Raw genomic sequence first — 25562 nt, 5'->3', positions numbered from 1 at the left:
CCCCCCATTCGCTGCGCGCGCGCCGCAACAAATCCCCCCCCCTACAAAATCGTGGCACAACCCTCCCAAAAACATAAAACGCACGTGGCGGGCCGCGGGCCGCCGGGGGCGCCGCGGGGCCGCTTGTCTCAATCCCACAATCGCCCTGGGAGGGCCGATGGACGGTGCGGCTCCGCTCTTTCGTATGGAAGGCATATCCAAGCGCTATGGCGGCGTACGTGCGCTGGAGAAGGCCGAGCTTGTCGTCGAAGCCGGCAGCATCCACGCCATTCTCGGTGAAAACGGCGCCGGCAAATCGACGCTGATCAAGGTCATGGCAGGTGTCGTGGCGCCCGATGAGGGCCGCATGACGCTGGACGGGCGCGAGGCGACCTTCGCTTCTCCGGGGGCCGCCAACAAGGCCGGCATCGTCTGCATCTTCCAGGAACTGTCGCTGGTCCCTGAGCTCAGCGTGGCCGACAACATCGTCATTTCCGATCCGCCCAAACGCTTCGGCATGATCGACCGCAAGGCGCAGCGCCGCATCGCCGAAGAAGCACTTGCTCGCGCCGGCGCAGCCGACATCCACCCGCTGGCGCTGGTCAAGGACCTGCCATTGTCGCGCCGCCAGATGGTCGAGATCGCCAAGGCTTTGGCACGCAAGCCGCGCATCCTCATCCTCGACGAAGCGACCTCCGCGCTGACCGCCGCGGATGTCTCGAATATCTTCGCGGTGCTGAAGCGGCTGCGCTCGGAAGGGCTGGCGCTGCTTTACATCTCGCACCGCATGAACGAGATCGCCGAACTGGCGGATCAGTGCACGGTGTTCCGCAACGGCCGCAATGTCGCCAGCTATGCAGCCGGCTCGAAGAGCGACAATGAGGTGGTCGAACTGATGATCGGCCGCGAATACAGCCATATCTTTCCGCCCAAGCCGGCGGCCGTGCCTGCCACCGCGGCCCCCAGGCTCGAGGCCCGCAAGCTCTCATGGGCCGACCGGCTGCACGATATCTCGCTGACCGTCAGGGCAGGTGAGGTGGTCGGCCTTGGCGGCCTCGACGGCCAGGGCCAGCGTGAATTGCTGCTCGCCTTCTTCGGCGTGCTGCGGGGCCTCAGCGGCCAGATCCTGATCGACGGCAAGTCTGTCTCGATCACCAGTCCATCCGTTGCGCGCGACGACGGCATCGGCATGGCGCTCATTCCCGAGGACCGCAAGACCGAAGGGCTGATGCTGCCGATGACGGTGCGCGAGAACCTGTCGTTCGCGGCGCTCGACCGGCTGTCGAAAGCCGGCATCATCGATCGCGCCGCCGAGCAGCGGCTGATCGACGACATGGTCGGCCTCTTGGCGATCAAGACGGCGGGCCTCGACATTCCGGTCGGCGCGCTTTCGGGCGGCAACCAGCAGAAAGTGGTCATCGCCAAATGGCTGATGCGCCAGCCGCGCATCATCCTGCTCAACGATCCGACGCGTGGCATCGACGTCGGCACCAAGCAGGAGTTGTACCAGCTGATGCGCAAATTGGCCGACGCGGGTGCGGCGATCCTGTTCTACTCGACCGATTATGACGAACTGATCGGCTGCTGCGACCGCGTGCTGGTGCTCTATGACGGGGCGGTCAAGCGCGAGTTGGTCGGTGCCGAGATCACCGAACGGGCGCTGATATCAAGCGCGCTCAACATCCATGGCGAGGAGAGCCCAGTGGGCCTGGGAGCAAGCGCGTGAAAGATTGGCGCTACTGGCTGGCCGAGCAGCGCGGAACGCTGCTGGCGTTCGGCATCTTCATCGTCATGTTCGTCATCTACACCTCGAACCATCCGGCGGGCTTCACCGCCAATGTCGTGCAGACGGCGTCGAACAAGGGTGTGCTGCTCGCCTTTGTCGCCATGGCGCAGACGCTGGTGGTGATCACCGCCGGCATCGACCTGTCCGTCGGCATGATCTTCCTTTTGACCAACTGCCTGGCCTCCTGGCTGGTGGTCGGCACGCCGATGCAGACGACGCTCGGTGTCATCGCCGTGCTGGCGGTAGGGCTGCTGTGCGGCGCGATCAACGGCGCCATCGTCATCTATGGCCGATTGCAGCCGATCGTCGCCACCATTGCCACGGGGGCCGTCTATTACGGCATCGGCCTTTTGCTGCGGCCATTCCCGGGCGGCTCGGTCAATGAGGATCTGGCCGATGCGCTGACCGGCCGTGTGTTTGGCGTGGTGCCGGCGAGCCTGGTCGTCCTGCTGGCCGTCGTGCTGGTGATCTGGGTGCCGTTCAGCCGCTCGGTGCTCGGCCGCGCCGCCTACGCGGCAGGCTCATCGGAGACGGCGGCCTACATGTCGGGTGTGCCGATCCGGCGCGGCAAGTTCGCCGCCTACACGCTGGCCGGCCTGCTGGCGGCGATCGGCGGACTGTTCCTGACCTTCTTCACCTATACGGGTGAAGCGGCCTATGCCAGCGGCAACTCCTACACGCTGTTTTCGATCGCCGCCGTGGTGCTCGGCGGCGTTTCGCTGTTCGGCGGCAAGGGCAGCGCGATCGGCGCCATCTTCGGCGCACTGGCCTTCCGCACCATCGGCGACCTGTTGTTCGTCTTCGATTTCGATCCGCTCTGGCAGCCGCTGTTCCAGGGCGTTATCCTGCTGGTCGCCGTCAGCCTCGGCGCCTTCGCCCTGTTTCGGGTCCGCAACCGGCTGGAGTGGTTCCTGTGAGCGAAACGACGCTTGGCGGCATTGCCGGCCGCATGCCCAGATTCATCCGCCGTGCCGATCCGGCGGTGCTGACGGCCTTTGCCTGCATCGTTCTCTTGCTGTTCCTGGGCAGCCTCTATTCCAGAAGCTTCCTGTCGCCTGAATATCTTCTGCAGCAGCTCAAGGTGGCTTCATTCCTCGGCGTCATCGCCACCGGGATGATGCTGGTCATCCTGCTCGGTCAGATCGACCTGTCGGTGCCGTGGGCGGTGGCGGCGGGCGCCATGATGGCCTGCGCTGCGGCGGCGTACGGCCCGGTCGGCGTGGCGCTGGCCATTCCGTTCGGTATTTTCTGCGGCATGCTGATCGGCGTCGTCAACGGCATCGGCGTCGCCTATCTGCGCATCCCCTCGATGATCATCACATTGGCCACCAACGCCGTCGCGCAAGGGCTGATGGTGGTCTACACCGGCGGCTTCTCGCCGCAGGATTCGGCGACGGGCGCGATGCGCTACCTGGCGACCGGCTTCGCCATTCCGGGCGTGCCCAACGCGGTCATCATCTGGGCGCTGATCGGAGCCGCGATGGTGTTCGTGCTGACCCGTACCAGCTTCGGCCGCACCGTCTACGGCATCGGCAACCGCGAGCGCGCGGCCTATCTCTCCGGCATCGATACGCGGCGCGTGGTGATGATCGCCTTCGCCGTCTCCGGCGGGCTCTCGGCTTTCGGCGGCGTGCTTCTGGCGGGCTATGCCTCCAAGGCGGCGCAGTCGATGGGCGACGCTTATCTGCTGCCGTCGATCGCCGCGGTGGTGCTTGGCGGCACCTCGATCCTGGGCGGACGCGGCTCTTATCTCGGCACTGTCGCCGGTGTCATCCTCATCACGCTGCTGCAGTCCATCCTGTCGGTCATGCAGATGCCGGAGGCGGGGCGGCAGATCATCTATGGTGTCGTCATCGTCGCCATGCTGCTGCTCTACGGCCGCGCGCCGGCAAGCCGCTGACAGTGGATGAAAAGGCAGCACAGGCGCCAGCGGGCGCTCCCGGCTCGGTGTCTCCGGCCATCGTGGTGATGGGCGTCGCCGGCTGCGGCAAGTCGGCCGTCGGTATTGCGCTGGCGGCCGCGCTGCGCGTTACCTTTATCGAGGGCGACAGGCTGCACCCGCCGGAAAACGTCGCACGCATGGCAAGCGGCGAACCCCTTACCGATCAACTGCGCGAAGGCTGGCTCAACGCGATCGGCGAGCGCATCGCGGAGTCGGTGGGCGGCCGACAGGGCGTGGTTGCCGCCTGCTCGGCACTGAAGCGCAGCTACCGCGAACGGTTGAGCGGCTTCTGCCCGGAAATCGTCTTCCTCTATCTGGAGATCGACCCTGCCACGGCCAGGCAGCGTGTCGGCAACCGCAAGGGCCATTTCATGCCGGCAAGCCTGGTCGACAGCCAGTTCGCCATCCTCGAGCCGCCGGCAGTGGAGGAGCGGGCCTTGTCGCTCGATGCGACGCGCCCGGTCGGTGAGCTCGTCGCTGCCGCGGTCCGACTGATACGCCGGTCATGAACTTTCATCGTCAGTGCCGATGCCGGTGCTGTCCTGGGCCTCGGTCAGCCGCTGCCGGCGGGATCACGTCAGCATCTGCTCGGGGTAGAGCCTCAGCGCCTCCAGCAGGCGGTCATGCTTGAGCAGGATGTAGTGCGCCTGCACGGCCATGTTCTTGGCGCCATCCCTGGCGGTGTCCGTTGCCGGGGTGACAGACGCCTCCGGCGCCAGCGCGGGGCTGAGCACGGCCCGGTACTCATGTCCGTGCTTGAGCCGGCGCCCGCGACGCCGGACCGCCGATCGGCAGACACAACTTCAGAAATGTTGATTTCGAGGGTCGGACGAAGATATTCGTGTCGCTATTCCATATATGGCGTCAGCACATCTTCGATCCATTTCATGAATGCGCGGACTCGGCGCGACAGATTGCTCCGATGCGCAACGACGAGGGACACGGCGAGCGCCCGGCGACGAAAATCGGGTATGATCTCGACAAGCGCTCCACTCTCCAAGTATCGGCCAATGCCCAAGAGTGGCGCCTGAATCACACCAAGGCCGGCGAGGGCGGCGGCTTCGTAGGTCTGCGCGCTGTTGACGTGTAGCCCACCTGGCAACTGAAGCGTCGCGTAGCTGTCGCCGTCCGGATATTCCCATCCATAGGGTCTCGCGCCCAGCACCGTCGAAAAGTGAATTGTCCTATGTTCCTGACGCTGGAGATCTTCCAGCGACCGAGGGACGCCATGGCGCGCCAGATAGGCGGGGCTGGCAGCGTTGGCCATGCGCAACAGGCCCAGTGGGCGGGCAATCAGCGTCTCGTCCCGAATGGGTCCAAGCCGCAATACACAATCGAACCCCTCTTGAACCAGATCGACTTGCCGATCCGTACTCGACACCTCCAGCTCCAACTCGGGGTGCGCCGCCATGAAATCCGGCAAGGCCGGCACGATCGTTGTGCGCGCCACTTCGGTTGGAAGGTCGACCCGCAAACGCCCGCGAAGTGCCACGCGATCGCCGGCGAACATCGAGTGCAGATCATCGACTTCAGCAAGCAGATCGCGGGCACGGGCATGAAATGCGCGTCCGTCTTCCGTCAACCGCACGCTGCGCGTCGTCCGGTGCAGGAGCCTGACACCGAGATCTTCTTCCAGCTTCCGGACCGCCGTTGAGGCTCTCCCCTTTTGGATGCCCAGGCTGTCGGCTGCGCGGGTGAAGCTCCCCATTTCCGCTACCGTTATGAAAATGAGGATGGGTTCGAGATTTTGCATTTTCGTGCCCCGGTATTGTTTCCCGAAAAGAGAACAGTCGGTTCATTTCCTCGGTGTTTATCACGTCTTGGGGGCACAGTAAGCTTGGAACATGGGATCTTCCCAATGGAGAATGACAAGTGTCGGAAACCGTAAACCTGCATCAGACACCTGAAACTATGACCTTGCATCGCGCCCTGTGGGCCGGCCGGATAATGAGCGCGTTTGTCGTTATCGCTTTGATGGCAGACGGCACTGTTCAGCTTTTCGCGCCGGCACGGATCGCGAGCATGTTGCAGGAAACCGGGTTCGCGATGGACCTGACCCGTGTCGTGGGTCCGATCATACTCGCCTGCGCCATCCTCTATGCCATCCCGGTCACCGCCGTCCTCGGCGCGATCCTGGTGACTGGCTTTCTGGGAGGTGCCATCTGCGCCCATCTCCGCATCGGTGAGTTGGGGTCGCCGCCGGAAATCATTTCCCTGCTTCTGGGCGCGATGACCTGGGGCGGCCTCTATCTGCGCGATCCGCGTATCCGGGCCATTCTGCCGCTCATCCATTGAACCAACAGGGGCAGCTCTGTCCCTAAACATCAGGAGAAAACACATGTTCTTAGTAATGGGAATCACGGGAAACGTGGGCGGCGCGACGGCAAGGCATTTGCTAGCGCAAGGCAAGAAGGTGCGCGCGCTGGTCCGCGACCGCGAGAAGGCATTGAGCTGGGCGAACCGGGGCGTGGAGCTCGTTGACGGCGATTGGAACGATTCGGCAGCCATCGAGCGAGCGCTCGAAGGCGTCGAAGGCGCGTTCGTCATGCTGCCCCCTGTCTGGGCGCCTTCGCCCGATTACAAGGAAGCAAAGGGCGTGATTGCAAGCTATGTCGAGGCGCTCACCAAGACAGCGCCGCCGCGAGTGGTTGCGCTTTCGTCTATGGGGGCGAACAGAACCAGCGGGCACGGGGTAATCGCGGCCTTGTCCCTTCTGGAGCAAGGTTTTCGCGACCTGACATCGCCAGTTGCTTTTGTGCGCGCAGGCGGATTCTTCGAGAATTTTCTTTTCGGGTTGCAGGTCGCGCAGGGCGGAACGCTGCCGGCTTTCTACAATCCGACAAACCGGAAATCGACAATGGTCGCGACGAACGACATCGGCGCGGAATTCGCAACGCTTTTGACCGGGCCAATGTGGTCAGGGCAGCGCATCGTCGAGCTTGGTTCGATGGTCAGCGCGGACGACGTCGCCGAGCAATTGGGCGAAGTCCTGAATCTCGACGTGAAAGCCTTTGCAATCCCGCGTGCGGGGTGGGCGGAAGCGCTCGAGCAATTCGGCATCCCGAAGGGCCACAGCGGACCTGCCGAAGAAATGTACGAGGCCGTGAATGCGGGATGGATGGACCTCGGTGTGGCGGGTACGGAGCACGTGGCGGGTACGACGTCCGCACGCGATGTATTCGAGGCTGCGTCCAATTTGAACGGGTAGGCCAAACTGTATGGGGTTCTCCTGTGATTTCAGGTCTTCGCAACCCGGGATTTGGAGAACTCCCTCTTCAATGGAAGAATCTCATGTCTGTCTGAGCGCGGTCAGCTTGCAGTCGGTGGTTTAGATCTGCGACGTCAGCTCGACCGGAAAATCGTCATTGTCCGCATCGCGCATGGCGGCGAGGCTGCGATTGTCCAGCACCTCGGCGATAGCCTGCCGCACCTCCAGCATCATGTGGCGGACCTGGCAGGTCGCCTCGTCGCAATCCTCGCAGCGCTGATACTGCGTGCGGCTGGCGCAAGGGATCGGCGCCAGCGGCCCGTCAAGCACGCGCACGACATGGCCGATCTTGATTTCGGAGGCCAACCGGGCAAGGCGGTAGCCGCCTTCCTTGCCTTTGCGGCTCTGGACGAAGCCGGCATTGCGCAACTCGCCCAGGATGGCATCGAGGAATTTCTTCGGGATATTATTGGCCACAGCGATGTCATTGACGAAGGCCAATTGGCCGGCCGGCAGGCCAGACAGATGCACGAGGGCCTTGAGGCCGTATTTGCCTTTTTTTGTCAGCATGCCCAGATCAACCCATAAAAGCCCCAACCACTCGCATCTGCCGACTGTTTGTGTGCAAATAATGACGTCTTCGCCCTGCGATGATGTTTCGCAAACAGCCACCAAATTGCACGTTAGGCATAAACGCGTTGATTCTTTGTAACGTTTTGCACTGAGAAGGCGGATATTCTGCTGATAACCAGGTTTTCGGCGTTCAAAAACGAAAAAAGCCGGCAGGGCGCCGGCTTTTCCGTCTACTCCGCAGATATCGCGGCCTTCAGCGGCTGCCGTAGGTCTGGTCGAGCAGGCCGCCAGCGGCGAAATGCTCTTTCTGTACTTTGTCCCAGCCGCCGAAGACGTCTTCCACCGTCAGCAGCCGGATATCGGGGAAATCGACCTTGTATTTTGCCGCCACAGCGGCGTCGCGGGCTCTGAGGCCGTTGCGGGCGGCGATGTCCTGGCCCTCCGGCGTGTAGAGGAAGTCGAGATAGGTCTTGGCCAGATCGCGCGTGCCGTGCTCGTCGGCAACCTTGTCGACGATCGCGACGGGGAATTCGGCCAGCAGGCTGACCGAAGGCGTGACCTGCTCGAACTTGCCGTCGCCATACTCCTTGCGAATGCCGCGCGTCTCCGACTCGAAGGTGATCAGCACATCACCGATCTCGCGCTGCACGAAGGTGGTGGTCGCGGCGCGGCCGCCGGTGTCGAAAATCGGCACGTTGTTGAACAGCTTGGTGATGAACTCCTTCACCTTGGCGTCGTCGCCCTTGAAGGCCTCCTTGGCGTAGGCGGTGGCCGCCAGATAGGTGTAGCGCGCATTGCCGGAGGTTTTCGGATTGGGGAAGATCACCTGCACGTCGTCGCGCACGAGATCGTTCCAGTCCTTGATATGCTTGGGGTTGCCGGCGCGTACCAGGAAGGACGGCAGCGAATAGAAGGGCGAGGCGTTGTCGGGAAAGTTCTTCTGCCAGTCTGCCGACACGAGGTCCTTCTTGACCAGGAAGTCGATGTCGGTGACCTGGTTGAAGGTAACGACATCGGCGCCAAGGCCCTCGGCGATGGCGCGCGCCTGCGCCGAAGTGCCGGCATGCGACTGGTCGACGGTGACGCCCGGATGCTGAGCGATGAAAGCCTTGTTGACCTGCACGAACAGTTCGCGGCCGACATCATAGGATGCGTTGAGCAGTTTGTCAGCCGACCAGGCCGGGGAGGATGCGAGGAACAGGCCGGCGACGGTGGCAAGCCCGAGGAAAAATCGCTTCATGAAAACAGGCTCCGATGCAATGTGTTTATGGTCGGACCATAGCCGGGGTGCGTGGTGTGCGACGAGGCATGGGTCCGGGGATCAATGCATCGCTTCTAGAAAACCTATCCCCGGAATAGAAGGTTCGTAGTTTTTTCTTTCAAGTGCGACTTCGCCTCGGTGGACGCCGATCGTTCCAATTCGTTTGACTGTTCCGAAAAAAGATACACATTGTGTATGCAGGTGTGCTACGGGAGCGACAAGGAGCGCTGCCATGACAAAGACCACACCCGAGACCCACGCCAAGCCTGTCAATCTGCGCATCCGAGAGGATGTGCGCATATTGATCGACCGTGCTGCGAAAATACGCGGGAAGACCCGCTCCGACTTTATGATCGATGCTGCATATCGTGCGGCCGAGGACACGCTGCTCGACCAGGCACTGATCAAGGTGGATCCCGAGAGCTATCGGCACTATCTCGACATCCTCGATGAGACGCCAAGCGGTGAAGGTTTTGCACGCCTTATGAACGTGCCCAGGCCGTGGCAGGGATGATACTATCGGCGCCCGCGCCTCTGGCCGAAAATCACGATCTCGACCTTTTTCGAAGCGGGACGGAAAGTCTCGACCAATGGCTTCGCCTGAGGGCGCGAGCCAACCAGGTCAGCGGCGCGTCGCGTACCTATGTGGTGGCGGAAGACGCGCGCGTTGTCGGTTATTCCTGCCTCTCTTCGGGCGGGCTTGATCTCGCGCAGGCACCCGGCGCCATTCGTCGCAACATGCCTGATCCCATTCCGATGGTCGTGCTCGGGCGTCTTGCCGTCGACGCGGGCTGGCAAGGCAAGGGGCTGGGTGCCGCGCTGCTGCAAGACGCCGTTTTACGGGCAGGTCGCGCCGCGACGATCCTCGGGATTCGCGGGATATTTGTTCATGCCATATCGGATGAGGCGAAAGCCTTTTACGAACACTACGGTTTTGCGGCTTCGCCGAAAAACCCAATGACCTTGGTGCTGTCGCTGAAAGGCGTGACGAAAGGATAGTCGTGTCGCTCGAAGCATGAATTAAGCCGACCGCCATCAGACCGAAACGTTCCGGGGTGCGATGGCAGGCGATGTCTCCTGTGCCGAGTTTTCCCGGGCCTTGCACCGTGGCGCTGTTTGGCATATACAAATGGCATATACAAAAGAGCTGCAACATGCCCCAGAACCGTCATTCAACAACGCCGCCCAAGGAGGCGAAGCTGTTTCGCAACAACCGCAGCCAGGCGGTGCGCATTCCTGTCGAGTTCGAGCTTCCCGGCGAAAAAGTCCTGATCAGCCGGGAAGGCGATCGTCTTGTCATCGAGCCGGTTCGCAAACCTGGCCTCACCGCGTTGCTCGCCCAGTGGGCGAAAGAGCCGCCGCTCGATCCTGAAGACGACTTCCCCGAGATCGACGACACGCCAGTCAAATCCGAGGACATTTTCTAGATGCGGTTCATGCTGGATACGAACATCATCAGCGACATGATCCGAAACCCGGCTGGCAAGGCCGCGAGGGCAATGTCGCGCGAGGGAGATGACGCGGTTTGCACCAGCATCGTGGTCGCCTCGGAATTGCGATATGGCTGCGCCAGGAAGGGATCGGCCAAGCTGCTCAAGAAGGTTGAAGACTTGCTGGCCGAGATTCCTGTCTTGCCGCTCGATGTGCCGGTGGATGCCGAGTATGGCGGACTTCGCGCCGAGCTTGAAGCGGCAGGCCAGACCATTGGCCACAACGATCTTTTTATTGCCGCTCATGCCTGTGCATTGGGCGCCACGCTGGTGACCGCCAACACGGGCGAGTTCAACCGGATCAAAGGCCTGAAGGTCGAGAACTGGCTGGCGTAGCCCTCGACCAGAGGATCAAGCCGCCGGAAAAAGTTTCCAGCGTCCGGGGCGAAACGCCACCCGGCTTTTCTGCGCCGCGGGGTGGTCGACGGGCAGTTCGATTTCGACCCGCTGGCGCTCTCCGCCGATCTCAAGCTCGACCCGGCGCGTGCCGGCGACGCGGCGGCTGGCGGCGACCGTGCCGGCGATACAGCCGCTGCAGCCGTCCAGCAGTTCGACATCATGCGGGCGGAAATAGAGCGTCGCATCGCCCGAGGGCTCGTTGGGCGCGGCAATCCCGATCGGACGGTCGGCGAGCCAGATCTCGCCATTCTCGACCTTGACGGGAAGCGAGCTTGATTCACCGATGAAGCCATAGACGAAGGGCGAGTTCGGCGTGTCGTAGATATCGTCGGCGGTGCCGACCTGCTCGATGCGGCCCTGGCTCATCACCACGACGCGGTCGGCAAGCTCCAGCGCCTCTTCCTGGTCGTGGGTGACGAAGACGGTGGTATGGCCGGTGGCGTCATGGATTTCGCGCAGCCAGCGGCGCAATTCCCGGCGCACCTGCGCGTCAAGCGCGCCGAACGGCTCGTCGAGCAGCAGCACCTTGGGCTCGATCGCCATGGCGCGCGCCAGCGCCACGCGCTGCCTCTGGCCGCCGGAGAGCTGCGCCGGATAGCGCTTTTCGAGCCCTGAAAGCTGGACGAGGTCCAGAAGCTCGGAGGCGCGACGGCGGATCTCCTGCGCCGGCGGGCGCGACGGTCCGTGCCGGACCTTCAGGCCGAAGCCGATATTGTCCGCCACCGTCATATGCCGGAACAGCGCATAGTGCTGGAAGACAAAGCCGACATTGCGCTCCTGGATCGACTTGTGCGAGGCGTCCTCGTCGCCGAAGAATATCTTTCCCCGTGTCGGCCGCTCCAGCCCGGCAATCAGCCTGAGCAGCGTCGTCTTGCCGGAACCGGACGGTCCCAGCAACGCGATCAGTTCGCCCGACTTGATGTCGAGCGAGACGTCGTGAAGCGCCGGAAACCGGTCAAACTCCTTGCGCACGTTGGCAACGCGAACTTCCATAGTGGTCCCTTTGTCAGTGCCCGCGTGTTGCGGCGATCTCGGCGCCGTAGCGCATCTCGAGAAGTGTTTTCAAGACCAGCGTGACGAGCGCCAGGCCCGCAAGCAATGAAGCGACGGCGAAGGCACCGACGGCGTTGTACTCGTTGTAGAGGATTTCGACATGCAGCGGCATGGTGTTGGTCAGGCCGCGTATGTGACCCGACACCACCGATACCGCGCCGAACTCGCCCATGGCACGCGCATTGCACAGGAGCACGCCGTAGAGCAGCCCCCATTTGACGTTGGGCAAGGTCACGTACCAGAAGGTCTGCCAGCCATTGGCGCCGAGCGAAAGCGCTGCCTCCTCGTCGCCATTGCCTTGTTCCTGCATCAGCGGGATCAACTCGCGGGCGACGAAGGGGAAGGTGACGAAGATTGTGGCCAGCACGATGCCCGGCACGGCAAACAGGATGGCGATGCCATGCGCTTTCAGCCAGGTGCCGAGCAGCCCTTGGGCGCCGAACAGAAGCACATAAACGAGGCCCGATATGACCGGCGAGACCGAGAAGGGGAGGTCGATCAGCGTGGTCAGGAAGGCCTTGCCCTTGAACTCGAACTTGGCGATCGCCCAGGCGGCGGAGATGCCGAAGACGATGTTGAGCGGCACCGAGATCGCCGCCACCAGCAGCGTCAGCCGGATCGCCGAGCGGGTGTCGGCACTGCCGAGCGCTTCGGTGTAGGCACCGATGCCCTTGGCGAAGGCTTCGTTGAAGACGATGATCAGCGGCAAGAGCAGGAAAATGCCGAGGAAGGCGAAGGCGACGGCCATCAGAGCCAGGCGCGCAGGGCGGCTTTCCGTGACCGCCGCCGACTGGCTTTCATGATGCGGTTCGTAGGATTTGATCTCCGGGTCAGCCATAGCGCTTGCGGCTCCATGACTGTGCGAGGTTGACGACCAAAAGCATGATGAACGACAAAGCGAGCATGATCGCCGCGATCGCGGTTGCCGCCGGATAATTGTATTCCTCCAACCGAATAACGATCAGCAGCGGTGCGATTTCTGATTTGTAGGGCAAGTTGCCGGCGATGAAGATGACCGAGCCATATTCGCCGACGCCACGCGCGAAGGCGAGCGCGAAGCCGGTGACGATGGCCGGCGCCAGGCCCGGAAACAGGATGCGGGTGATGATCTGGAAGCGATTGGCGCCAAGCGTGGCGGCGGCTTCCTCCACTTCCTTGTCGATCTCCTCCATGATCGGCTGCACGGTGCGCACGACGAAGGGCAGGCCAATGAAGATCAGCGCGATGACGATACCGAGCGGCGTATAGGCTACCTTGATGCCGAGCGGCATCAGCAATTTGCCGATCCAGCCGTTCGGCGCGTAGAGCGTGGTCAGCGCGATGCCGGCCACAGCCGTCGGCAGGGCGAAGGGCAGGTCGACCATGGCATCGACGATGCGGCGGCCGGGGAAGCGGTAGCGCACCAGCACCCATGCGACCAGCGTGCCGAAGACGACGTTGACCGCAGCTGCGACGAAGGCGGTGCCGAAGCTGATTCTCAGCGCATTGATGGTGCGGCGATCGGTGGCGATCGCCCAGAATTCAGGCCAGCCAAGGGCGGCCGAGCGCCAGAGCAGCCCGGATAGCGGGATGAGGATAATGAGGGTGAGGTAGGCAAGCGAGAAGCCGAGCGTCAATCCGAAACCCGGAATTACGCTCGGCTGCCTGAATCGCCACCCCGCCTGGGCGGGTGCTGTGGTCATGTCGTCCTGAATATCGACTGCTTACTGGGGCTTGTAGATCTGGTCGAATATACCACCATCGCCGAAATGATAAGGCTGTGCTTTTTTCCAGCCACCAAACTGTGGATCGTCGATGGTTACGAGCTTGATCGGCGGCAGCTTGGCGAGGTCTTCGGCCGGCACCAGATCGGGCTTGGCAGGACGATAATGGTTCTTGGCGATGATCGTCTGCGCTTCTTTGGAATAGAGCCAGCTCAGATAGGCTTCGGCGACCTTGCGCGTGCCCTTGGCATCGACATTGGCGTCGACCACCGCCACCGGCGGTTCTGCCAGGATCGAGGTCGGCGGGTAGACGATGTCGAAATTGTCGGCACCGAACTCGTCGAGCGCCAGATAGGCCTCGTTTTCCCAGGCGATAAGCACATCGCCCAAGCCCTTTTGCGCGAAGGTCACGGTCGAGCCGCGCGCGCCGGTGTCGAGCACCGGGGCATTGGCGTAGAGCTTGCCGACGAACTCCTTGGTCTTGGCCTCGTCGCCGCCGTCATTGGCGTTAGCGTAGGCCCAGGCGGCGAGATAGTTCCAGCGCGCGCCGCCGGAGGTTTTAGGATTAGGCGTAATCACCTGGACACCGTCCTTGACGAGGTCGCTCCAGTCGTGAATGCCTTTGGGATTGCCCTTGCGAACGAGGAAGATGATGGTCGAGGTGTAAGGCGCTGAATTGTTTTCGAATTTGGTGCGCCAGTCCGGATTGATCTTCTTCGCCTTCGAGACGATGGCATTGATGTCGCCTTCAAGTGCCAGCGTCACCACATCGGCGTCGAGGCCATCGATCACGGCGCGGGCCTGGGCGCCCGATCCGCCATGCGACTGCTGGACGGTGACCGTCTCTCCGGTCTCGGCCTTCCAATGCGCGACGAAAGCTTCGTCATAGGCCTTGTAGAGCTCGCGTGTCGGATCGTAGGACACGTTGAGAATGGTGGTATCGGCAAACGCGAAACCGAGCGTGCCGAACTGGACAGATGTGGCGACCAGTGCGCCGAGCAGTTTCCTGAAATGAGGTTTGGTCATTTCTGCCTCCGTTGAACCCGCGCCAAATCTACCGAATTGGTAGAAATTAGATGCATTCAATGTTGCCTTTTTTGCCCCTCTTGAGAAAATGTTCGACGCCATTTCGCCGTTAGGAGAAATATTTTCCTCTTGCGGCCAAAGGAAGAATCCATGGCCCGGCCACTCAGCCTATCTAGCAAGGGGCGGTGCCGAGGCAAGGTGTGGAATTTGGTCCGGTGCATCAATCGGCGGTGATGGGAAAGTCGAAACGCTGTCTGGCGAACGGTTCGCTTTTCAGCGTGAAGTGCCACCATTCCCTTGCATAGTTCTTGAAGCCGCCAGCGCGCATGGCGTCGACAAGCATCTTGCGGTTTGCCGCCGCTTCACTGGCAAGGCCGCGGTGGGCGGTTTCGCTCATCGGATCAAAGCAGTCGAAGCCGGTGCCGAAATCGAGCGTGTCGGCATCAACCGCGCCACAGGCCGGGTTGGGGCTGGACCTGCGGTCCGTCCGGGCGATGGCGACGTCGACGGTCGAGCCTCGTGAATGGGTCGACAGCTCTCCGACATAGCCGTTGGCGATCAGGTCGCTGCGCCTGACCTTCGGATACCATTGCGGATCGGGCGGCCCGCCCTCGCGCGTCCATTCATTCATGTCGGCGACGGCGCGGGCAGGGCGGTAGCAATCGAACAACACCAGGGTCAAGCCTTTGGCGGCGATCGCTTTCTGGACGGCGGACAGTGCCTTTGCCGCCTGCCCAGTGAGGATGCAGGCCGGGGCGTCATAGCCGTCCACCTTGCGATGCAGAAAATTATCCGATCCGGCGTAGCGTATGTCCTGGCGGATCGAGGGATCGACATCGGCGAGCCGGACAAAGCCGGCGGGCAGGGCATCGGCCAAAGCGGGGAGTGTGGTTGCCGCGATAAGGATTGTTGCTGCCAGTGCTGAGGCTGCTGACGATAGAAGATGGCGCGAGGCACCCCCCTCTGCCCTGCCGGGCATCTCCCCCGCAAGGGGGGAGATTGGCAGCTTTGCCGTTGCGTATTGTCTTTGACAGTTGGCGAAAGCGGAAAGGACATCCGATCTCCCTCCTTGCGGGGGAGATGGCCGGCAGGCCAGAGGGGGGTGCCTCGGAACAGGCATGGGGTGAGTATCCTGCTATCCGCTGAGCCTGTGGAAAGCCAATTCCATGAATCGCTTGGCGCGATCTATTCGACAAACACCTTCACACTCGCCGCACGCCCCGCGGCGTCGATGACGGTCAGTGTCGAATAGCCGGCGCCGTCGGGCTGCCAGGTCGCGGTGCGGCGACGGTCGATGCCAGTGAGCGGCTTGCCGTTGGCCAGCCAGCGGAACGGCGCGCGGCCGCCTTGCAGCTTCAGCACAAGCGGCGAGGCGTCGGCAGAGCTGGTGCCGAGATCGACGCGGGCGCCGTCGGGCGGGAAGATGATGGTCGGTGCGGGTTCGGTCACTGTCGCCTGCACCAGTCCGTCCGACCCGGCGCCGAAGCGGGCGAGCGTCACCGGGAGGTCCTCGCGCCTGGGGCTGAACATGCCGGGCGGTTTGCCCGGCAAGGGGACGGTGGCGATGCCCGAGCGGACAAAACCCTCGAACAGGATGGGAGCGGCCGAGACATAGCCGGAAAGGCCGGGCACCGCGCCGGCATCGGGGCGGCCGACCCAGACGCCCAGCACATAGCGGCCGTCGAAGCCGATCGACCAGGCGTCGCGGTATCCGTAGGACGTGCCGGTCTTGTAGGCGATGCCGCGCTGCAAGGCACCCTCGGGCGGCTTGACGCCCGACAATATGTCGATGATCTGCCAGTTGGCCTGACCGTCGAGGATGGTGGCGCTGGTGCGCTCGGCATTGGCAGGCTCGGTGCCATCATGCAGCGTGTGCGTCTTGCCGCCATTGGCGAGCCCTGTGTAGAGCTGGACGAGGTCGCGCAATGTCACCCCGACGCCGCCAAGACCGATGGCCAGGCCCGGGGCTTCGTTGACCGGCAGTATGGGGCTGACGCCGGCCTGGCGGAAGCGCGCCATCAGCCGCGTTGGCCCGACCGCGTCGAGCACGCGGATCGCCGGCACATTGAGCGACAATTGCAGCGCTTGCCGGATGCTGACATCGCCCTGGTAGCCCATATCGAAATTCTTCGGTCGGTAGCCGGAGAAATCGACGGGGCTGTCGTCGATCAGCGTTTCCTGCGCCACCAGGCCCTGTTCGAAGGCCAGACCGTAGATGAAGGGCTTCAGCGTCGAGCCGGGCGAGCGGACGATCTTTGTCATGTCGATCCAGCCGGAGCGGCTGGCGTCGAAGAAATTGGCCGAGCCGACTTCGCCAAGGATGTCGCCGGTGCGGGAGTCGGCCAGCACCATAGCGACCGACAGGCGAGGGCCGAGCTTGGTGGCCGCGTCCCTCGCCACCTGTTCCAGCCCCTCCTGGACGCTCTTGCGGATCGTCAGCTGCAAGGGCTGGCCGGGGACGGCCTTGGGCAACATCGCATAGGCGGCGTGCGCGGCGAGCGCCGGCAGCGTGCGGCGCAGGTCCGAGACATCGTCGAGGGCGGCCCGTGCGGCCTCGCGCTCGCCGAGCAGGCGGGAGGAGACCATTCGGGTCAGCACCCGGTCGCGGGCGGCGTGGGCGATCTTCAAATTGCGGTCGGGCCGGCGCTTTTCCGGCAGTTGCGGCAGAGCGACGAGCAGGGCGGATTCGGAAACGGTGAGCCGTTTCGGCTCCTTGCCGAAATAGGCGAGCGAGGCGGCGCGCACGCCTTCCAGATTGCCGCCATAAGGCGCCAGCGTCAGGTAGCGTTCGAGGATTTCGCGTTTCGACAATCGCCGCTCGATCTGGATGGCGCGCAGCATCTGCCTGACCTTGGAGCCGAGGCTGCGGCTTTCGCGCGGCTCGATCAGCCGGGCAAGCTGCATCGAAAGCGTCGAGCCGCCGGAGACGATGTGGCCGCTGGTGGCGAACTGGCCGGCGGCGCGGGCCAGCGCCAGCACGTCGACACCTCCATGGTCCCAGAAACGCTTGTCTTCATAGGTGACCAGCATGTCGACGAACTGCTTGTCGACCTGGTCGAGGCGGGTTTCGAGCCGCCAGTACCCGTCCGGCGTGGCAAAGGCGCGCAACAATTCGCCGTCGCGATCCTGGACTTCGGTGGAGACCGTGAGTTCGGCTGGAAGCGGGGGTGGGAAAGCACGGTCGAGTTCCCAGAGGCTGGCTGCGGAGAGCGCCAAAAGGCAGGCGCCCCCTGCGGCTCCAATAGCGAGTTTGCGAAGTATCTTCATGGCTGGAAAGACGCCCCCTCATCCGGCCGCTTCGCGGCCACCTTCTCCCCGATGGGGAGAAGAGACTGGCGCCGGCGCTGGTCGTCTCCTCTCCCCTCGGGGAGAGGTCGACCGAGCGAAGAGGAGGGCGGGTGAGGGGGCACTTTGCTTATCGCGTCCATCACCATCGGAGCCTTACGGCGCCTTGACCTCCATCATGCCGGTGGCGGTGCGGGCCGAATATTGCGGCCGGTACATGTCCTCCACCGTTGCCGCCGGGTGCGCATAGGTACCCGGCGTCACCGCGCGCACGACATAGGCGAGTGTCAGATTGTGGTCATGATCGCCATCGGCCGGGTTGAACGCCGCGACGAAACGGTCGTCGCGGAATTCGAGATGGGCCGCATCGGTCTGCGCCAGCCAGGAGAAGTTCGTCAGCTGGGCGCTGGAGACCAGGCCGGGATTGTCGATCTCGAAGCCGGCCGGCAACAGGTCGGTGACCAGCAGGCGCGACGGCCATTTGTTCTGCTCGTTGACCTTGAGCACGACGACATAGCGTTCGTTCTGCGTCGCCTCGGTGACATTGGCCTCGGTGCCGTCGAGCTTGTAGTAGGTGCGGCTGATGGTGAAGCCGTCGCCGCCGGCCGGCAAGGGCTGGACCGGCGACGCCACGGTGGTAACGACTGCCTGCAGCGGGGTCTTGCCGGTGTTGGCGATGGTCAGCGGGCTGTCGGCCAGGTCAGAGCCTTCCACCTGGTTGGAGTAGCCGCCGGAATGCGCCGCGCCATTGACGGCCAGCGTGATCGAATCATTGCCTTCCTTCAGCGCGCGGGCCGCAAGCAGCATCCAGGATTCGTCCTGGGTGCTGGTCCAGCGGGCTTCGGCGCGTTCCCTGGTCACCAGCTTGATCAGTTCCGGCACGATTGTCGGCACCGGCTTGGATTCCGCCGCCAGCGCCAGCATCGCCGCGCCATCACGCAGCCGCGAGCCGTAGTCGGAGCGGTAGTAGTCGTAGTCGGTGGTGGACTTTGCCAACTGCAAGGCAGTCTTGAAGGTGGCTTCGGCGCGCGGTGTATCGCCGTAGAGCGCCAGGCTTGCCGCCAGCTGGGCAACGGCCATCGGGCTTGAGAAAGCTTCGAGCTGGGTGTCCGCATAGTAGCGCAGGTCGCCGATCGAGGCCTTCTTGTTGCGGGCCAGAACGTAGAGGGCGTAGGCGATCTCGCTGCCACGGTCCTGGACGCTCTGGTCGTAGCCGAGCGAGTTCTGCAGATTGCTCAGCGCCTGGTTCATGGCCAGGCTCGGCACGTCGTATTTCTGCTCGCGCGCCCTGGTCAGGAAGTCCGTGACATAGGCATCGAGCCACAGATCGCCGGAGCCCGGACCCCACAGGCCGAAGCTGCCGCCCGAGGCCTGATAGCTCAGAACCTTGTAGATGGCGTCCTGGATGCGGCCATGGATATCGGGATCGCTGGCCATGCCGATGCCGGATGCCAACTCATTGACGTAGAGAAGCGGCATGGCGCGGCTGGTGGTCTGCTCGGCGCAACCATAGGGGTAGCGGTCGAGTGTCATCAGCAGCGACGGCACGTCGAAGGCTGCCGCCTGCGAAACGCCGACGCTGACGGAGGCGCCGTCAAGCAGGCTTGCCGCCAGCAGTTCCTTGTCGACGCGCAGCGCGCCGCCATTGCCCTTGAGGTCGACCACCAGCCGGGTGGTGACCGGCAATTGCGCCGGACGCACCGGTACATAGAGCGTCTGCTCGACCTTGGTGCCGTCGGCATGGGCGAGCTTGATGGTAAGCGAGGCATTGCCGGCCGTCTGTGCGATCAGCGGCACGGTCAGCGTCTGGCGCTTGCCCTGGGCGAGCGTCAGCTTCTGGGGCAGGGGCTTGTCGCCCGTCGACAGGTCGCCCGTCGTTTCGATCGAGAAGGCGTAGTCGCCGGCCGGACCATCGGTGTCGGCGACATCGATGCGCATGACGGCGGCGTCACCGGGCGCCAGGAAGCGCGGCAGTCCGGCGGTGATGACGACGGGATCGCGCACGATCACGTCGGACTGGGCGTGGCCGACCGCTTCCTTGGTCCAGGCGACGGCCATGACGCGCACGGTGCCGTTGAACTGTGGGATGTCGAAGTCGATCCGCGCCTTGCCGTCGGCGTCGAGCTCGACAGGACCGGAGAAGAAAGCGACCAGCTTTTCGGTCGGCGGGCTGCCTTGCGCCTGCATGTTGGCGCCGTCGCCGCCGGTCCTGAGCTTGCCGGTGTTGCCAAGCGAGCCGTCGATCAGGCGGCCGTATATGTCGCGGATTTCCATGCCCAGCATGCGCTGGCCGAAGAACCAGTTCTCCGGGTCCGGTACCTTGTAGTTGGTCAGGTTGAGGATGCCGACATCGACGGCGGCAACCATGACATAGGCATTGCTGCCCGGCTGCACGCCGGCGACCGAAACCGGGATCGACAGCTGTTGGCGCGGCATGGTCTTGTCCGGCGGCGTCAAGGTGACGGCCAGCTTCTTCGAGCCCGGATCGACCTTCAGCCATTTCACGCCGATGGCGCGCGCCGGCATGCGCGTTTCCTGCGCCTCGCCCGGCCGGAACAGGGTTGCCGTGACATAGGCGCCGGCACCCCAGTCGTCGCCGACCGGGATGTCGACCGTGCTGCCGCCGGCCGGCACGGATGCCGTGACGGTCTTCAACAGCTTGTCGGAACCGATGTTGATGAGAAGTTCGCCGGCAAAGTGCGGCGAGACTTTCAGCCTGGCCACTTCGCCGGCGGCATAATTGTCCTTGTCGAGGGCGATTTCGAGGCCGTCAGGCGTTTCGGTGGTGGTCGAGGAGACATACCAGCCGGCATCGAACTCGTAGCTTGTCGCCGGTCCCTCGGGATCCGATGTCTCGACTTCGAGGCGGTACTGACCCCAGTCGACCGGCACGGAGACCGTTGCGTCGCCGTCGGCGCTGAGGTCGACCTGGCCGTTGGCGATCGACTTGGTGAAGTTGACCGGCTCGTAGTTCCAGGAATTGTTGGAGCGGTACCACTGGTAATTGCGTTCGACCTTGACCAGCGTCCACTGCGCGCCTTTCAGCGCCTCGCGCTTGCCGTCGGGATCGACGGCGATCAGGCTGAACTTGGCGGTGCCACCCTGCGGCACTTCATTGTCGGCGAAATCCGGACGGATGCCGATCATATGGCCTTGCGGGCGGATGCCGATGTTGAGCGAGCGCTCTATGGCGCGGCCGCCGGATTCGCGCATCCTCACCGTCACCTTGGCGTCGACCAGCTTGGTGGTCGAGGGCAGTTGGTCGACGGAGACCGGGAAGGTCACCTTGCCGTCATCGCCGACCACCGGCAGATCGGCGAGGGGGGTGACCGTGGGTTCGGCCGACTGCTCGTCGGCGAGACCGAAGGAAAAGCCCTGGAAGCGGTCCCAGTCGCGCGACGTCGACAGCGTCAGCTCGCCTTCCAGCGCCAGGCCGGCCGCCGGAGCGCCATAGAGGAAGCGGCCGTCAATGTCGATATTGGCGGTTTCGCCCAGGGCGATTTCCTGCTTGTCGGCCTTCATGTCGAATTCGATGCGATCCGGTACGAAATCCTCGACCAGGAACATGTGGCTGGCCACCGCCGGCTGCTTGGGATCGGTGTAGATCGACACCGACCAGGTACCGCGCATGGCGTTGGGTTCGAGCGGCAGGTCGACGGCATGGCCGCCCGCGGATGCGCCGTCACTGACGATACGGCGGTTTTCGACACCGTCGGGGCGCGAGAAGATGAAGGTCAGCGGCAGGTTCTCGACTGCCTTGGCGGCGCCGTCGCGAGCAAGGGCCGCGACATGAACATCCTCGCCGGCGCGGTAGATACCGCGTTCGGTCCAGGCATAGACGTCAAGCGCACCGGGCGCCGCGCGCCCGGTGACGCCGCGGTCGGACAGATCGAAGCCGGCCCGGCCCATGTCGAGGAAGACGAAATCATTGTCGCCCTGCTTGGCCATCAGCACGGCCGGCACCATGCCGCCGTCGCCGCGCGTCAGGCCGGGGTTGAAGACGGCATGGCCGTCAGCATCCGATGTCGCCGTGCCGAGAACCTCATTGTTCCTGGCAACCAGGGTCAGTTCGGCGCCTGCTATCGGCTTGGCACTGCCCAGCGAACGGGCAAAGACATTGAGCCCGTCCTGGCCGGTATAAGTCGACAGGCCGATGTCGGAGACGACGAACCATTGCGTGGCCATCGAATTGTAGTCGTCGCTCTTGTCGTTGACGGCCTGGGCGGTCAGCACGTAAACGCCGGGCTTGCGCTGCGGCACCGCCTCGTCGACCGGGAAGGAGGTGGTGACCTCCTTGTTGAGATCATCGGCGATGTCGAGCTGGCCTTGCCAGACCGGCGCGCCCATCTGCTCGGAAATGTTGGAGATGTCATAGCCGTCGAGCTGGTGCAGGAACTGGTAGCCCGACAGAAGCTGGGCGAGCGAACGATCGCCGATGCGATAGAGCTTCATCTCGGCGGCGTTCATGTTGACGGTGACGATCGGAATGCCACGGCGCGCGCCAGCCGGCAGCACGAAGCTGTCACCGGTGAAGCGGGCGGACGGTGCGCGGTCCTGCACATAGATCGACAGCACCACGGGGGCCGCGGTCACTTCGCCGATTGCCGCCGGCAGGCCGGCGCGGAAGGTGACGTCGTAGTGCTGGCCATGCTCCAGTCCTTCGACGCAGATTTGCTTGTCCTTGGCCTCGACGCCCTTGGGCGGTGCATTGTCCACGGTGACGAACTGCGCGTAGTCGACGCCGGTCTTGACCAGATCCTCGGAGAATTGCACGCAGATGCGCGGCGCGCTGGTGTCAGCGTCGACGGTATGGTCGATGACGCGAAAACCCTTGCGGGCCTTGAGATCGGCATAGTCGGCCTGGACCGCCGGCGAAGGGTTCAGGGCAAGGCTGGCCTCATAGGCCTGCAGCGCCGGCCGGTAGAGATCGCGCTTGTCGAGCCCGTTGCCGAGCAGCGCCAGCACTTCGGCGCGCGTCTTGGCGGTGCGCAGCAATTTATAGGCATTGAAAGCGGCCGACGTGCCGTTCGCCGGCAAAGTGGATGCTTCGGAGGTGCTTGCGGCGGGCTGAACGGCCAGCGTTTCACGCGCCAGGTTGAGCCAGAGCTGGCCATCATCGGGCAGCACCGAGACCGCGGCCTCGTATTTCAGCATGGCGGAGCGGTGATCGCCGGTCAGCACGGCCTGTTCGGCGGCGTTATGCAAGGCAGCCATGCCTTCTGTAGGTCTGTCATAGGCCGGGCCGAGCAGCTTGTTGCGGTATTGCTGGGCCTGATCGGCCATCCAGTTGGGGAAGAAAGCGAGTTCCGGCGGCGCGCCGATATCAGGATCGCCATCGATGTTGACGACCTTGCCCGCGACCGCGCCGTTGAAGGTTTTCAGCTGGTTGTAGTCGGATTTGAGGAAGCACCATTTGGCTTTTTTGTTGTAGGTGAAGGCGCGGCAGGCCGGGTCTCCCAGGCACGTCGTCTTGCACTGGTCGATTGTCACATTCTGGTCGGACCTGAGATCAAAGCCGAAATAGTCGGAATTGTCCGTTGTCGCTATTCGCCGGGCCTCGGCCGCTTGCGCGGCGCTGCTCCAGGCCAGGACATTGGCCCAGGCGAAAAACAGAAGAATCAGGATAGACAGACCACGAGCCGCGCGCATTGCCATAACACCCCTCCAGACACAGCTGACGTCCGGGCATGATCAAGCTTCAGTCAGGCTTGTCAACACAAGGACGCGGCAGGGTTCCGCCTGCCAGCGGTTTCCTTTCCGGCCGATGACCGGTAGTACCTCCATAGGACAGGGGATCACGCATTCTTGCGGCGACGCAAAAGGTGTGAATTCCAAGCCCGCCCTATTTCAGACAATTGGATTGTGGCCCCTTTACGAGCGCTTCAGAACTTCATTCCAATTTTAGTTTTGTAATCTAGGTTGTCTTAATGCCGGCGCATGAAGAGCAGATGTCAGGAGGTCGCGCGCCAGGGCGTGCGCTTCCGCGCGCCCTGCTGCTGGCCATGATGTGCTCGACCGTGCTCGTCGCCGAATCGCGCCCGGCGGCCGCTTTCGAGCTTTTCGGCATCAAGCTGTGGGGATCGTCCAGCGACGAGGATGCCGATATCGTCGATCCCCTGCGCTACGCCGTGACCATCAATGCCCCCGACGCCGACAAGGATCTGGTCAAGAAGCTCGAAAATGCCTCGGCGCTGAAGAGTGACGAGGAGCGTCCGGTTTCAGGCTCGCTCGGGCTGATGGCCAAGGCGCGCAGCGACCGCGAACAGCTTGTCGCCGCGCTTTATGCCGATGCCCGTTACGAAGGCGTCGTCACCGTCACCATAGACGGCAAGCCGCTCGACGATTTGCCGCCGGATGCCGAATTCAAGGGGCCGCAGCCGGTTCCCGTGGTCATTGACATTGCCACCGGGCCGAAATTCACCTTGGGCAATATCCACCTTGAGGGCGATGCGGCAGGACTGATGAGCGCCGATTATGGCCTGATATCAGGCGGCGACGCCGGATCCGGCGCGGTGCTCAAGGCCGAGGCGCTGATCGTGCGGACGCTGAAGGAGCAAGGCAGACCGCTGGCCAAGGTGACAAACCGCCAGATCGTCGCCGACCATGCGACCTCGACGCTCGACGTGACGCTGACGGTCGCCGCCGGACCGGTCGCCGGCTACGGCCCGACCACGGTGGAAGGCACCGAGAAGGTCGACCGTGACTTCACCGAATACATGACCGGCCTCAAGCGCGGCCGGCAATATTCGCCGCAAGAAATCGACGACGCGCGCGACCGGCTGCTGGCGCTCGAGGTCTTCAACAGCGTGACGTTCAAGGAAGCCGACACGCTCGATGCCGACCGCAACATTCCGATCGGCGTCCAGGTAAGCGAGCGCAAGCCACGCTATTTCGGCGTCGGCGGCACTTTTTCCAACACCGAGGGGCTGGGCCTTGAGGGCTATTGGGGCCACCGCAATTTGTTCGGCCGGGCCGAGAAGCTGCGCATCGAGGGCAAGATCAGCGGCATCGGCAGCAACGATCTCGGCGAGCTCAACTACAATGCCGGCATCATGTTCGAAAAGCCGGGCGTGATCGGGCCGGCATCGAAGTTCTTCGCCAGCGTCAAGACGGTGCTCGAACATCCTGACGCCTACGACCATTTCTCGGTCAAGGGCAGTACCGGGCTGTCCTACGAACTGACGAAGAAGCAGACGGTTTCGGCGGAAGTGGCGCTCGACTATTCTCGCATCCACGACGCTTTCGGCAAACACAAATACCTGATCGCCAGCATTCCGCTGCAATATGTCTACGACAACCGGGACAACCGGCTGAACCCGACAAGCGGCTTCCGGGTGCTGGCCTATGCCGAGCCCAGCTACGACATTTTGAGCGGTGCGGCGTTCCTGAAGCTGAGGGGCGAAGGGTCGGCCTATCAGTCGCTGGATTCGGCTTCGAAGTTCGTCCTGGCCGAACGTGTCGCTATCGGTTCGATCGTCGGCACCAGCCTCGAACATGTGCCAGCCGACCGGCGCTTCTATTCCGGCGGCGGCGGTTCGGTGCGCGGCTATGCCTATCAGGGCATCGGACCCAAGGACTTCACCGGCCAGCCGATCGGCGGCCTGTCATTCTTCGAAACCTCGGTCGAGATGCGCATCGCCATCACGGACACGATCGGCATCGTGCCGTTCGTCGACGCCGGCACCGTATCGACCAAATCGGCTCCCGATTTCTCCGATGTCAAGGTCGGCGCCGGCGTCGGCCTGCGCTATGTCACGCCGTTCGGGCCACTGCGCATCGATGCCGCCGTGCCGCTCAACCGCGATCCGGGTGACCCGCATTTCGGCATCTATGCCGGCATCGGACAGGCATTCTGAG

Annotated in this window: 22 protein-coding genes; 11 read left to right on the top strand and 11 right to left on the bottom strand. The window is 63.4% G+C overall.

Features of this window, described 5'->3' with window-relative positions:
• The first annotated feature begins 157 nt into the window (after window positions 1–157).
• Genes NKJ37_RS28540 through NKJ37_RS28525 form a run of 4 tightly spaced genes read left to right on the top strand, consistent with a single transcriptional unit; the run spans window position 158 to window position 4216 of the window.
• On the top strand, window positions 158–1705 hold the full coding sequence (locus NKJ37_RS28540) for a sugar ABC transporter ATP-binding protein (RefSeq protein WP_352611329.1): 1548 nt from the start codon (window positions 158–160) through the stop codon (window positions 1703–1705).
• The gene (locus NKJ37_RS28535; protein WP_127295462.1) at window positions 1702–2682 is read left to right on the top strand and encodes an ABC transporter permease; all 981 of its coding nucleotides are present in this window, start codon (window positions 1702–1704) and stop codon (window positions 2680–2682) included. The genes NKJ37_RS28540 and NKJ37_RS28535 overlap by 4 nt, the downstream gene beginning before the upstream one ends.
• A complete protein-coding gene (locus tag NKJ37_RS28530) occupies window positions 2679–3665 on the top strand; it encodes an ABC transporter permease (RefSeq protein ID WP_127295464.1) in 987 nt (328 codons plus the stop codon). The genes NKJ37_RS28535 and NKJ37_RS28530 overlap by 4 nt, the downstream gene beginning before the upstream one ends.
• A gap of 2 nt (window positions 3666–3667) precedes the next feature.
• Window positions 3668–4216, top strand: a complete 549-nt coding sequence (locus NKJ37_RS28525) for a gluconokinase (protein ID WP_352611328.1) — start codon at window positions 3668–3670, stop codon at window positions 4214–4216.
• A gap of 63 nt (window positions 4217–4279) precedes the next feature.
• On the opposite strand, the gene NKJ37_RS28520 is transcribed toward NKJ37_RS28525, so the two are convergent.
• Together NKJ37_RS28520 and NKJ37_RS28515 are read right to left on the bottom strand one after the other, a co-directional pair.
• Window positions 4280–4441 (bottom strand): hypothetical protein, encoded by a 162-nt coding sequence (locus tag NKJ37_RS28520; RefSeq protein WP_352611327.1) that lies wholly within the window; start codon window positions 4439–4441, stop codon window positions 4280–4282.
• A gap of 113 nt (window positions 4442–4554) precedes the next feature.
• Window positions 4555–5460 carry a LysR family transcriptional regulator gene (locus NKJ37_RS28515; RefSeq protein ID WP_352441166.1) on the bottom strand — a complete coding sequence of 302 codons (906 nt, stop codon included), beginning with the start codon at window positions 5458–5460 and terminating at the stop codon, window positions 4555–4557.
• Window positions 5461–5579: 119 nt separating this feature from the next.
• Between NKJ37_RS28515 and NKJ37_RS28510 the strand changes: the two genes are divergently transcribed.
• Together NKJ37_RS28510 and NKJ37_RS28505 are read left to right on the top strand one after the other, a co-directional pair.
• Window positions 5580–6002: a DoxX family protein gene (locus tag NKJ37_RS28510; protein WP_127295470.1), complete on the top strand. Its 423-nt coding sequence runs from the start codon at window positions 5580–5582 to the stop codon at window positions 6000–6002.
• A gap of 43 nt (window positions 6003–6045) precedes the next feature.
• Window positions 6046–6915 carry an NmrA family NAD(P)-binding protein gene (locus tag NKJ37_RS28505; RefSeq protein WP_023813228.1) on the top strand — a complete coding sequence of 290 codons (870 nt, stop codon included), beginning with the start codon at window positions 6046–6048 and terminating at the stop codon, window positions 6913–6915.
• A gap of 120 nt (window positions 6916–7035) precedes the next feature.
• Here NKJ37_RS28505 and NKJ37_RS28500 read toward each other — a convergent pair whose 3' ends face one another.
• Both NKJ37_RS28500 and NKJ37_RS28495 read right to left on the bottom strand, forming a co-directional pair.
• The gene (locus NKJ37_RS28500; protein ID WP_023813227.1) at window positions 7036–7485 is read right to left on the bottom strand and encodes an RrF2 family transcriptional regulator; all 450 of its coding nucleotides are present in this window, start codon (window positions 7483–7485) and stop codon (window positions 7036–7038) included.
• Between the two features lie 256 nt (window positions 7486–7741).
• Window positions 7742–8728, bottom strand: a complete 987-nt coding sequence (locus NKJ37_RS28495) for a sulfate ABC transporter substrate-binding protein (RefSeq protein ID WP_352551694.1) — start codon at window positions 8726–8728, stop codon at window positions 7742–7744.
• Between the two features lie 253 nt (window positions 8729–8981).
• Here NKJ37_RS28495 and NKJ37_RS28490 point away from each other — a divergent pair, with 253 nt between their 5' ends.
• The 4 genes from NKJ37_RS28490 to NKJ37_RS28475 all read left to right on the top strand — a co-directional run bounded on the left by NKJ37_RS28490 (window position 8982) and on the right by NKJ37_RS28475 (window position 10575).
• Window positions 8982–9263: a type II toxin-antitoxin system TacA family antitoxin gene (locus NKJ37_RS28490; protein ID WP_023813225.1), complete on the top strand. Its 282-nt coding sequence runs from the start codon at window positions 8982–8984 to the stop codon at window positions 9261–9263.
• Window positions 9263–9748 carry a GNAT family N-acetyltransferase gene (locus NKJ37_RS28485; protein WP_128303536.1) on the top strand — a complete coding sequence of 162 codons (486 nt, stop codon included), beginning with the start codon at window positions 9263–9265 and terminating at the stop codon, window positions 9746–9748. Before NKJ37_RS28490 ends, NKJ37_RS28485 begins: the two co-directional genes overlap by 1 nt.
• A gap of 155 nt (window positions 9749–9903) precedes the next feature.
• Entirely contained in the window at window positions 9904–10176 is a 273-nt protein-coding gene (locus NKJ37_RS28480; protein ID WP_023813223.1) for an AbrB/MazE/SpoVT family DNA-binding domain-containing protein, read from the top strand.
• Window positions 10177–10575, top strand: a complete 399-nt coding sequence (locus NKJ37_RS28475) for a type II toxin-antitoxin system VapC family toxin (RefSeq protein ID WP_023813222.1) — start codon at window positions 10177–10179, stop codon at window positions 10573–10575.
• A gap of 15 nt (window positions 10576–10590) precedes the next feature.
• Here the strand turns inward: NKJ37_RS28475 and NKJ37_RS28470 are convergent, their stop codons facing one another.
• The 7 genes from NKJ37_RS28470 to NKJ37_RS28440 form a co-directional block, all read right to left on the bottom strand.
• The gene (locus NKJ37_RS28470; protein ID WP_023813221.1) at window positions 10591–11631 is read right to left on the bottom strand and encodes a sulfate/molybdate ABC transporter ATP-binding protein; all 1041 of its coding nucleotides are present in this window, start codon (window positions 11629–11631) and stop codon (window positions 10591–10593) included.
• A gap of 13 nt (window positions 11632–11644) precedes the next feature.
• Window positions 11645–12529 carry a sulfate ABC transporter permease subunit CysW gene (gene cysW / locus NKJ37_RS28465; RefSeq protein ID WP_352776011.1) on the bottom strand — a complete coding sequence of 295 codons (885 nt, stop codon included), beginning with the start codon at window positions 12527–12529 and terminating at the stop codon, window positions 11645–11647.
• Window positions 12522–13373 (bottom strand): sulfate ABC transporter permease subunit CysT, encoded by an 852-nt coding sequence (gene cysT / locus NKJ37_RS28460; RefSeq protein ID WP_013530875.1) that lies wholly within the window; start codon window positions 13371–13373, stop codon window positions 12522–12524. The genes cysW and cysT overlap by 8 nt, the downstream gene beginning before the upstream one ends.
• Before the next feature lie 21 nt (window positions 13374–13394).
• The gene (locus NKJ37_RS28455; RefSeq protein WP_127271865.1) at window positions 13395–14420 is read right to left on the bottom strand and encodes a sulfate ABC transporter substrate-binding protein; all 1026 of its coding nucleotides are present in this window, start codon (window positions 14418–14420) and stop codon (window positions 13395–13397) included.
• A 220-nt stretch (window positions 14421–14640) separates the two neighbouring features.
• Window positions 14641–15297, bottom strand: a complete 657-nt coding sequence (locus NKJ37_RS28450) for a M15 family metallopeptidase (RefSeq protein ID WP_502895930.1) — start codon at window positions 15295–15297, stop codon at window positions 14641–14643.
• A gap of 308 nt (window positions 15298–15605) precedes the next feature.
• Window positions 15606–17687 carry a penicillin-binding protein 1C gene (gene pbpC, locus NKJ37_RS28445; RefSeq protein ID WP_352722521.1) on the bottom strand — a complete coding sequence of 694 codons (2082 nt, stop codon included), beginning with the start codon at window positions 17685–17687 and terminating at the stop codon, window positions 15606–15608.
• 174 nt (window positions 17688–17861) lie between these two features.
• On the bottom strand, window positions 17862–23360 hold the full coding sequence (locus NKJ37_RS28440) for an alpha-2-macroglobulin family protein (protein WP_352441162.1): 5499 nt from the start codon (window positions 23358–23360) through the stop codon (window positions 17862–17864).
• A gap of 272 nt (window positions 23361–23632) precedes the next feature.
• Between NKJ37_RS28440 and NKJ37_RS28435 the strand changes: the two genes are divergently transcribed.
• Complete coding sequence (locus NKJ37_RS28435) at window positions 23633–25561, top strand: autotransporter assembly complex protein TamA (protein WP_352776006.1); 1929 nt, start codon at window positions 23633–23635, stop codon at window positions 25559–25561.
• The last annotated feature ends 1 nt before the right edge of the window (window position 25562 follow it).

The organism is Mesorhizobium sp. M0140 (genome assembly GCF_040322475.1).
Classification (GTDB): domain Bacteria; phylum Pseudomonadota; class Alphaproteobacteria; order Rhizobiales; family Rhizobiaceae; genus Mesorhizobium.
This window is presented reverse-complemented; position numbering and strand designations above follow the sequence as displayed.